At 65.9% G+C, this 698-nt stretch carries 1 protein-coding gene; it reads right to left on the bottom strand.

Translation table 11 applies throughout. From position 1 onward, the window contains the following. The coding region (locus RDCOP1_RS21015) for an AMP-binding protein (RefSeq protein ID WP_143152203.1) at positions 1 to 698 on the bottom strand (698 nt) is incomplete at both ends.

The raw sequence follows: 698 nt of genomic DNA, 5'->3' as shown, positions 1-698 counted from the left end.
ATCGGCCGACAACCCGTACTCGGCTGTCAACCACGACACCTGATTGACCACCGAACAATGCGACACCGCCACACCCTTCGGCCGCCCCGTCGACCCCGACGTGAAAATCACATACGCCGTATTCGACGGCAGCACGACGCCGCGCCGTTCCCCATCACCGATCCGCTCACCCGACACATCGGCCAGATCGTGCCGGTCGATCTCCATCGCCTCGACATCTACCCCGGACGGCACCTCGAACCCATCGCGGGCCGTCGTCACCACACACACCGGGGCAGCAATATCGAGCACATGCCGGATGCGATCGGACGGATGATCCGGATCGATCGGCACATACGCGCCGCCCGCCCGCACGATCGCATACATCCCCACCAACAGATCCAACGACCGGCGCACCGCCAACCCCACCGTCGTCTCCGGACCCACACCCCGCGAGATCAAATACCGCGCAAGCCGATTGACCCGCGCATCGAACTCGCCGTACGTCAACGACACACCCTCGAACACCACCGCCACCGCATCCGGCGACGCAGCGACCTGCGCATCGAACCGATCCAGCAACGTCGACTCCGGCACCGGACGCGCCGTATCGTTCCACCGCTCGAGCACCGTCACCCGCTCATCGGCGCCCAGCAGATCGATATCCCCCACCCGCCGCGACGGATCGGCCACCACCGCCTCGAGGATCCGCACGAACC

Source organism: Rhodococcus coprophilus NBRC 100603, from assembly GCF_001895045.1.
Lineage (GTDB): Bacteria > Actinomycetota > Actinomycetes > Mycobacteriales > Mycobacteriaceae > Rhodococcus > Rhodococcus coprophilus.
This window is presented reverse-complemented; position numbering and strand designations above follow the sequence as displayed.